Origin of the sequence: Nocardia nova NBRC 15556, from assembly GCF_001613005.1 — a bacterium.
Taxonomy (GTDB): domain Bacteria; phylum Actinomycetota; class Actinomycetes; order Mycobacteriales; family Mycobacteriaceae; genus Nocardia; species Nocardia nova.
In genome coordinates this window covers 1-7,837 of the sequence record NZ_BDBN01000160.1, presented here as the reverse complement: position 1 = coordinate 7,837, position 7,837 = coordinate 1, and the positions used below count along the sequence as shown (strand labels likewise).

Sequence of the window (7,837 nt, the reverse complement as noted above, 5' to 3'; positions counted from 1 at the left end):
GGAGGGTGCCGCCGCGGCCGAGCCGGCGTCGCGGCGGGATCCGGGGTCGAGGGTTTCGGTGTCGTTCATGTCGATTCGACGGTACCGACGCGCCCCGACACCCGGCGTCTCCCGCACCCCGTGCGGGAAATTCCACCCGGATCGGCTGTCGAATCAGATGTCGCGCGTGCGCAGATACCACCAACCGGCCGCCCCGGCGGCGATCGCCCAGACCACCAGCACCACGGCCGAGGCCGCATTCGGCGGCAGGAACGGACTCTCGGGGAACGAACCGACCGCGACCGAGCCGATGGTGGCCGAACCCGGCAGCAGCACCACCACGCCCGCGATGCCCGCGCCCTTGGCGACCAGCCAGATCAGCGGTTCCAGGATGAACAGCCATCCCGCCATCGCGATCACGGCCAGATTGGGCGAACGCACCAGCAATCCCAGGCCCACGCCGATCACGCCCCAGCACACCGCCGCGAGCAGGCCGCCGCCGAACACCCCCACCAGTCGCCAGCCGAATTCGACGGTGTGCCGCCCGAAGGCCAGCAGGCCCAGCGCCGCGCCGATCTCCGCGCACGCCGCGAGAATCAGCGAATAGGCCGCGGCCACACCGGCTTTCGCGCCGAAGAGCACGTTGCGGTCGGGCGTGAACAGCGCGGTGAGTTCCATGCCGCGGTAGCGGTATTCGTCGCCGGCCGCGACCGCGCCGCCGATCGCCGCCGCACCCACCGCCACCGCGATCGCCAGATACAACCCGACGGTCGCGGTCCCGGTGACCAGCGCCTCGCGCGGTTGTGGACCCGACCCGCGCAACGCGGAGGCCGAGGCGACGACGAAGCCCACGGCCGCGAGCACCGGGGGCAGCATCCAGCCGGAGCGCACCGCGGTGATCTTGCGCAGTTCGGCGGTCGCCGCCCGGTTCACCTCGGCGGGAACGGTGGGCAGGGTCGGCAGCATCATCGCGTTCCGTACATGGTCGCAGGGGCGGGGGCGGGATAGGCCGGCGGCGCGGACGATTTGGTGAGGATGGCCAGCACCCGATCCGGGTGGACGGGTTCGGCCACCACCTCGCCGAGATGGACCCGGGCCAGCGCCGCGGCGGCCTCGATCTCGGCGCGAGAAGCCTCGGCGACGGCAAGTCGGCCGTCACTGCGCATCACCGCGTCGGTGAAGCCCTGCGCGGCCAGCGTGGTGGCCAGCGCGATCGGGCTCGACGCCGCGACCACCAGCCGATCCGGATGGTTGCGCCGCAGCCGCCGCGGACTGCCCTGATAGGCCACCGAACCGGCCGAGAGCACGATCACCTGATCGCAGACCGGCACGGCCGCGGCCAGGCTCTGCGAGGTGAACAGGGTGGTGCCACCGCGCCGGGCATGAGCCCGTAGATAGTCGAAAAGCCATGCCCGCTCGGGCGATTCGAGACCTTCGAACGGGTCGTCGAGCACCAGCAGGCGCGGCTGTGCGAGCAGTGCCTGCGCCACCGCGAGCCGCGTGCGCAGGCCGTCGGGAACATCCCGCACCCGCGTGGCGGCGGCCTCGTCGAGGCGCAGCATCGCGAGCAGGGCGTCGACCCGTTCGTCGTCGACACCCGCGGCGGCCGCGTACACCCGCAACTGGGCGCGCACGGTCCGGGCCGGGTGCAGTCCGCGCTGCTGCAGCACCGCGCCGATCCCGCCGCCGTCGAAGGTCTCGGCGACGCCGGAATCGGCTCGCAGCAGTCCGAGCAGAATGTGGATCAGCGTGGATTTTCCGGATCCGGGCGGGCCGACGAGGGCCGCGGTGGTGCCGGCCGGAACCGAGAACCCGACATCGCGTAAGGCGACCGCACCCTCGAACTGCTTGTGCAGTCCGCTGATCGAGACGGCGAGCGAGCGGGCCGCGCTCATCGCTGCTCGGCCGTCGAACCGGAGGCGGTGCCGTCCGGATTACCCAGTGCCGGAAGCGGATCGGCGTCGATCACGGTACCGCGTGCGGTACGGCCGGACCACCGCATCGGTGCGGGGCCGAATGCCTTGTGCGCGTTGCCGATCACATTCTTTCCCAGGGCGCGGTTGCCGAATCCGCCGACGGCCGCGCCGATTCCGGCCGGCAGGATCTTGCCGAACATGAGCATGCTGCGCTTGGTGACGAACTGGACGACGAATCGCTTCATCAGCGATTCGTTCATGCCCTTGATGCCCGGGATCCGCTCCGCCAGCAGCGTGCCCCAGTTCTTGGCCGAATGGCCCACGCTCTGCTGCACGATCTCCATACCGCTCTCGCCGAGCACCACCGCCAGCACCAGCGCACGCCGGCGTTCCTTGTCCTCGGGGGCGACGCCGTGAACGGCGGCGACGGCCAGGGTGAAGACGGCCGAGGCCTCGAGGAAGAAGGTGGTTTCCGCGCTCATCGCCGCGAGCGAGGTCAGGGTGCCCACCCCAGGCACGGCGGCCGTGGCGCCGACCGCGGTGCCGCTGCCGGTCACGGTCGTGAGATAGATCTTCTCCAGCCGATCGAGGATCTGAGCCGGACTCTCGTCCGGATGTGCCCGGCGGAACCGGTCGACGTACTTCGCGACCGCGGGAGCCTGCACTTGTGCCCCGTTGTCCAGCAGTGACCGCACGGCCTTTTCCACGCCGCTGTCGAACATCGGTAACGCACCCCTCTCGTCCGGTCGGCACAAACTCTAGTGGTGCCGATCCGACGGCCGCGGACGAAGTCGGCGACGGTGGCCGATACGGCCGTCGTCCGTGCAACGAACCGCGCCCGGGTCCGGTTCCACCGCGGCTCCGCGCCGCCTACCGTGGAGAGGGTGAGTGGTGTCTCCGCGGGAGCGCGCCGGTTGCCCGCCCCGTCGTTGCGGCCCTATCTCGGCCGCTACGACGGCTATCTGCTGCGCGGATTCGATCCGGGCGTGCACGTCGGCATGCCGAGTACCTCGATCACGGTGATCCTCACCATCGACGAACCGATCGACGTGCCGGTGTCCTCCCATCCCGACCAGGCCGGAGGCTGCTGGGACGCGCTGGCCGGCGGGCTGACGCTGCGGCCGACACTGATCGCGCACAACGGCTACCAGCACGGAATCCAGCTGGCGGTGACACCGCTGGGCGCGCGGGCGCTGTTCGGCATACCCGCCGGTGAGCTGGGGGAGTGGATCGTCGATCTATCGGATCTGCTGGGGCCCGAGGCCGAGCGCGTGCGGGAGCGGATCGCCGCGACCTCCGACTGGCGGGCGCGGTTCGCCGTGCTGGACGAGGTCTTCTGCGCGCGGGTCGCCGCGATCGATGCGCGCCGGCTCGAGATGGACGCCAATCTCCGCCGGGCCTGGCGGCTGCTGACCGACCCCGCCGGCGCACCCGCGGTCGATCGGGTGGCGCACGAGATCGGCTGGAGCAGAAGGCATCTGGCCGCGCGATTCGCCGGCGAGTTCGGCATCACGCCGAAGGAGGCCGCGCGGCTGACCCGCTTCGAGGTCTCGCATCGCATGGTGCGCCGCCCCGAGGTGAGCATCGCCGAGGTGGCCGCCGCGACCGGCTATTACGACCAGGCCCATATGGCCCGCGAGTGGCGCGAACTGGCCGGTTGCCCGCCGTCGGCGTGGCGTGCGCGCGAGGTATTCCCATTCGTCCAAGACGACGGGGACCCGGGCGAGAAAGGCTGGGTGCATGACCGAAACAACCGATACCGCAACGACCCGTACCGCGACGACGACCGCCCCGCTGTGGCCGACGTTCATCTACCGTGACGCCCCGGCGGCGATCGACTTCCTGCAGCGTGCCTTCGGCTTCGTAGAAGTCGCGCGCTACGGCACCGCCGACGTGGTCCAGCACGCCGAACTCGGCTGGCCCGGCGGCGGCGGGATCATGCTGGGTTCGCAGCGCGACGATTCCGCGCTCTGCGAGCAGCCGCCGGGGACCGGCTCGGTGTACATCGTCGTCGACGACCCGGACGGACTCTACGAACGCGCCCGCGCCGCCGGTGCGACCATCGTGCGCGGGCTCCGCGACGAGGACTACGGCTCGCGCGGATTCACCTGCCGCGATCCCGAAGGCGTGTTCTGGAGCTTCGGCACCTACGCGGGAACCTCCGCCTGACGAAACGACGCACGAGCGGATCCGGTGCGGAGGCGGGGACAGCCTCCGCCCGGTGACGCTCAGACCCAGTCGGCGGCCGGAACCCGCTCCGCCGGCAGGGGCGGCGGAGGCGGGGTGCCGTCCCCGAAGGGCTTGCCACCCAGTGCTTCTCGGTCGTGTGGTGTCAGCCAGCCCGACAGTTCCGGCCCCTTCGGCACGATCCCGGTCGGATTGATATCGCTGTGCACGATGTAGTAGTGCCGCTTGATCTGCGTGAAATCGATGGTGTCGCCGAAGCCCGGGGTCTGGAACAGGTCGCGCGCGTAGGCCCACAGCACGGGCTGTTCGGTGAGCTTGTTCCGATTGCATTTGAAATGGCCGTGATACACCGGGTCGAACCGCACCAGCGTGGTGAACAGCCGCACATCGGCCTCGGTGATGGTCTCGCCGACCAGGTAACGCTGTTCGCTCAACCGTTCCGACAACCAGTCCAGCGCGGTGAACAGCCGATCGTAGGCGGCGTCGTAGGCGTCCTGGCTGCCGGCGAAGCCGCAGCGGTAGACACCGTTGTTGACCTCGGTGTAGACGCGCCGGTTCACCTGATCGATCTCGGCGCGCAGCGGTTCGGGATACAGCTGCGGCGCGCCCGGCCGGTGGAACTGCGTCCACTCGGTGGAGAAGTCGAGCGTGATCTGCGGGTAGTCGTTGGTGACCACCTGTCCGGTCGGCACGTCCACCACCGCCGGGACCGTGATGCCGCGCGGATACTCCGGGTCGCGCGCGAGGTAGGCGTCGCGCAGGAAGTGGATGCCCAGCACCGGGTCCACCTCGTCCGGATCGAGGTCGAAGGTCCAGCTGCGTTTGTCGTGGGTCGGCCCGCACAACCCCAGCGAGATCACCTGGTCCAGGCCGAGCAGCCGCCGCACGATCAGCGTGCGGTTGGCCCACGGGCAGGCCCGCGCCGCGATCAGCCGATAACGCTGCGGTTCGACGGGATAGCCGTCGCGGCCGTCGGCGGTGATCCGGGTCGTGATGTAGTTCGTGTCCCGTTTGAATTCGCCGGGCTCGACATAGGTCGCGGTGTTCGAACCGGCGTGCTCGATCGGCGAGGTATCCACCGGACCAGTCTGGCAGACCGGCGGCCGGGGTACCGGTTACGACTGGTTCTGGATAGATTCGGCCGATGAGCGATTCGAAACCCACCCGGTTGGAGCGGACCGAGACAGAGGCCGGCGCCCAGCTCGCGATCATCACCATCGACCATCCGCCGTTGAACCTGTTCGATTCGGCGCTGCTGGGATCGCTCGCCGCCGATCTCGCCGAGTTGACCGCGAATCCGCCGCGCGCGCTGCTGATCCGCGCCGAGGGCAAGGTCGTCTCCGGTGGGGTCGACGTCCACGAATTCGACGGGCTGAGCGTGGATCAGGGCGCCGAACTGTGGCAGCGCCTGTTCCAGGGCATCATCCACCCGGTCGAGGCCCTGCCGTGCCCGGTCGTCTTCGCCGCCCACGGCCTCACCCTGACCGCTGCCTTCGAGATCTCGCTGGCCTGCGACATCCTGCTGGCCTCGCCGAAGGCCAAGTTCGGGCTGGTGGAGACGGTCGTGGGCCTGACGCCGTCGATGGGCGGCCCGCAGCGGCTGGCCGAGCGCGCCGGTTCCGGCCGGGCGCGGGAGCTGGTCATGACCGGCGACCTGTACGACGCGGCCACCCTCGCCGACTGGGGTGTGGTCAACGCGGTGCACGAGGATGTCGACACCGCGGCCCGGGCGCTGGCCGCCCGCCTCGCCGACGGCCCGACCCGCGCGCACGCGGCCACCAAGCAGATCATCGCGGCATGGCGTTCCGGCGGCGTCGAACATGCCGATTCGGTGACGCCCAAGGTCTCCGGTGAACTGTTCGAAACCGAGGATTTGCGGGGTGCGGTGCGCAGCTTCCTGGAGGTGGGCCCGGGGAAGGCGAGCTACACAGGGCGGTGATCGCCCGGACATCTTTGTCGCCTAACGCCCCGCGATTGTGATCTGCGTCATATAGTCACAGATGCCTGTTGATCGAGGCATCCGGAGGGACTTGATGACGCAGCTTCTGATCGAATATCCGCAGACGCGAAATCCGTGGTGCGGCAACCCTCTTGCTCGCGGTGCCGACGGCGTGCTGCGGTACGGAAATCTCAATCCGGCCCTCACCGAACTGCTCGATGTGCAGGTACACGCGTTTTCGGCCCGGGAGGCGGTCGTCGAAATCGGCGGTCCGCGGCTGACCTACCGGCAGCTGTGGCATGCCGCCTCCCGGATCGCCGGCGGACTTCAGGAACACGGAATCGGTTACGGCGACCGGGTTGCCGTGCGGATGCCGGTGGGCGCGCGCTGGGTCCAGGCCTTCCTCGGCGCCCTGTTGTCCGGTGCGGTGCCGGTGCTGGTGCACGACGGGCTGCCCGATGCCGTGGCCGCCCAGGTGATCGCGGACAGCTGCGCGGATTTCGTCCTCGACGGCGGCGGTGCGGACGCCGGTTACGCCGACTTCCCCGACGGCGCGGCCTTCATCGACGACGGTGCCTCGCTGAGCGAGCTCGCCCTGCTGTGCTACACCAGCGGCGCTGCGAGCCAAGGCCTTTCGGAGGCGCCGGGCGGTCCGCGCGGCGTCGAGTTGACCAACGAGAATCTGCTGTCGGCGGTGCGCTCGGTGGTGGGCGCCTTCGACCTGCCGACCGAAGGATTGCGCAATCTGGTCCTGATGCCGCTGGCGCACGCGAGCGGCTGTGTCGATCAACTGCTGCCGACCTTCGCCGTGGGCGGCACGGTCGTCCTCGCCCCGGATCCGGCGATGATCGCCGAGACGATCGTCGCCGAACGTATCGATATGGTGGCCGCGACGCCCCGCATCTTCGCGGGCCTGCTCCCGGAACTGGCCGGATTGCGGGCGGAGGGCGTGCGCCAGGTGTGCAGTGCGGGACATCGTGCCGAACTGGCCGCGACCGACGCCGGCACCGCCGAAATCGTCGCCGAGGCGCTGCGCGAGGTGTTTCCGCTGGCCCGGCAGTGGTCGGTATGGGGTGCGACCGAAACCAGCGGCATCGGATTGGCCCTGATGGACAGCGGCGTGACGCCGGGCAGCGACGTTCTCGGATTCCCGTTCGGCGGTACCGAATTGGCGCTGTGGGGGCCGCGGGCCGGGGTGGGCAGCGGCGAATTGCTCTGTCGCGGGCCGAATATCACCCCGCGCTACTGGAACGACCCGCAGACCACGCAATCGCGGTTCACGGGCAGTTGGTTCCACACCGGAAATCAGGTCAGCATCGACACCGACGGCCTGGTCCACCGCACCGGATAGCCGGTGCCGGCCAGCAGTACCGGATCACTCCAGCATGCGGGTGTGCAGGGCGGCCCGCAATTGCGGTGTGATGCCGATGGCCTCGAGATAGGCGTCGAGGGTGCCGTAGTGGCGGTGCATGGCCTCGGTGCCGGCGGCGAGGTATTCGATGCTCACGCCCAGCAGGGCGGGCGGCAGCGACTCGCCGGAATTGCGTGCCACGTCGGCGGCCAGCGATTCGACGGCCTCGTTGCTGAGCAGATAGTCGGCCAGGACGTCGTCCTCGGTGACGCCGACGGCCCGCAGCAGGGTGGCGACCGCCCAGCCGGTGCGGTCCTTACCGGCCGCGCAGTGCACCAGCACCGCGCCGTCGCCGCGGGCCAGCGACCGGGCCATCGCGGTGATCGCGAGTCCCGCCTCCGGCATCGAGGGGAATTCGGCGTAGACCTCGAGCAGGTCGAGGTGGCGGCCGGTCGTCGCGGCGTC

9 protein-coding genes are annotated in these 7,837 nt (G+C 70.0%); 4 read left to right on the top strand and 5 right to left on the bottom strand.

Annotated elements, in window-relative coordinates:
- Nucleotides 1-153: 153 nt before the first annotated feature.
- The 3 genes from NN2_RS35145 to NN2_RS35135 are packed head-to-tail and all read right to left on the bottom strand — an operon-like array spanning nucleotide 154 to nucleotide 2,617.
- Nucleotides 154-948 carry an ABC transporter permease gene (locus NN2_RS35145; protein WP_104367143.1) on the bottom strand — a complete coding sequence of 265 codons (795 nt, stop codon included), beginning with the start codon at nucleotides 946-948 and terminating at the stop codon, nucleotides 154-156.
- On the bottom strand, nucleotides 945-1,874 hold the full coding sequence (locus tag NN2_RS35140; protein ID WP_063019545.1) for an ABC transporter ATP-binding protein: 930 nt from the start codon (nucleotides 1,872-1,874) through the stop codon (nucleotides 945-947). Before NN2_RS35140 ends, NN2_RS35145 begins: the two co-directional genes overlap by 4 nt.
- Nucleotides 1,871-2,617: a hypothetical protein gene (locus NN2_RS35135; RefSeq protein WP_063019543.1), complete on the bottom strand. Its 747-nt coding sequence runs from the start codon at nucleotides 2,615-2,617 to the stop codon at nucleotides 1,871-1,873. Before NN2_RS35135 ends, NN2_RS35140 begins: the two co-directional genes overlap by 4 nt.
- 162 nt (nucleotides 2,618-2,779) lie before the next feature.
- On the opposite strand from NN2_RS35135, the gene NN2_RS35130 reads away from it, so the two are divergent.
- Nucleotides 2,780-3,715, top strand: a complete 936-nt coding sequence (locus NN2_RS35130; protein WP_082857482.1) for a helix-turn-helix domain-containing protein — start codon at nucleotides 2,780-2,782, stop codon at nucleotides 3,713-3,715.
- The gene (locus NN2_RS35125; protein WP_063019541.1) at nucleotides 3,636-4,064 is read left to right on the top strand and encodes a VOC family protein; all 429 of its coding nucleotides are present in this window, start codon (nucleotides 3,636-3,638) and stop codon (nucleotides 4,062-4,064) included. Before NN2_RS35130 ends, NN2_RS35125 begins: the two co-directional genes overlap by 80 nt.
- Before the next feature lie 59 nt (nucleotides 4,065-4,123).
- Here the strand turns inward: NN2_RS35125 and NN2_RS35120 are convergent, their stop codons facing one another.
- Nucleotides 4,124-5,161: a glutathione S-transferase family protein gene (locus NN2_RS35120; protein WP_439955878.1), complete on the bottom strand. Its 1,038-nt coding sequence runs from the start codon at nucleotides 5,159-5,161 to the stop codon at nucleotides 4,124-4,126.
- Nucleotides 5,162-5,226: 65 nt separating this feature from the next.
- Here NN2_RS35120 and NN2_RS35115 point away from each other — a divergent pair, with 65 nt between their 5' ends.
- Together NN2_RS35115 and NN2_RS35110 are read left to right on the top strand one after the other, a co-directional pair.
- Nucleotides 5,227-6,021 carry an enoyl-CoA hydratase/isomerase family protein gene (locus NN2_RS35115; protein ID WP_063019539.1) on the top strand — a complete coding sequence of 265 codons (795 nt, stop codon included), beginning with the start codon at nucleotides 5,227-5,229 and terminating at the stop codon, nucleotides 6,019-6,021.
- Nucleotides 6,022-6,115: 94 nt separating this feature from the next.
- A complete protein-coding gene (locus tag NN2_RS35110) occupies nucleotides 6,116-7,372 on the top strand; it encodes a class I adenylate-forming enzyme family protein (RefSeq protein WP_063019537.1) in 1,257 nt (418 codons plus the stop codon).
- A 24-nt stretch (nucleotides 7,373-7,396) separates the two neighbouring features.
- On the opposite strand, the gene NN2_RS35105 is transcribed toward NN2_RS35110, so the two are convergent.
- The coding region (locus tag NN2_RS35105) for a tyrosine-protein phosphatase (RefSeq protein ID WP_169812490.1) at nucleotides 7,397-7,837 on the bottom strand (441 nt) is incomplete at its 5' end.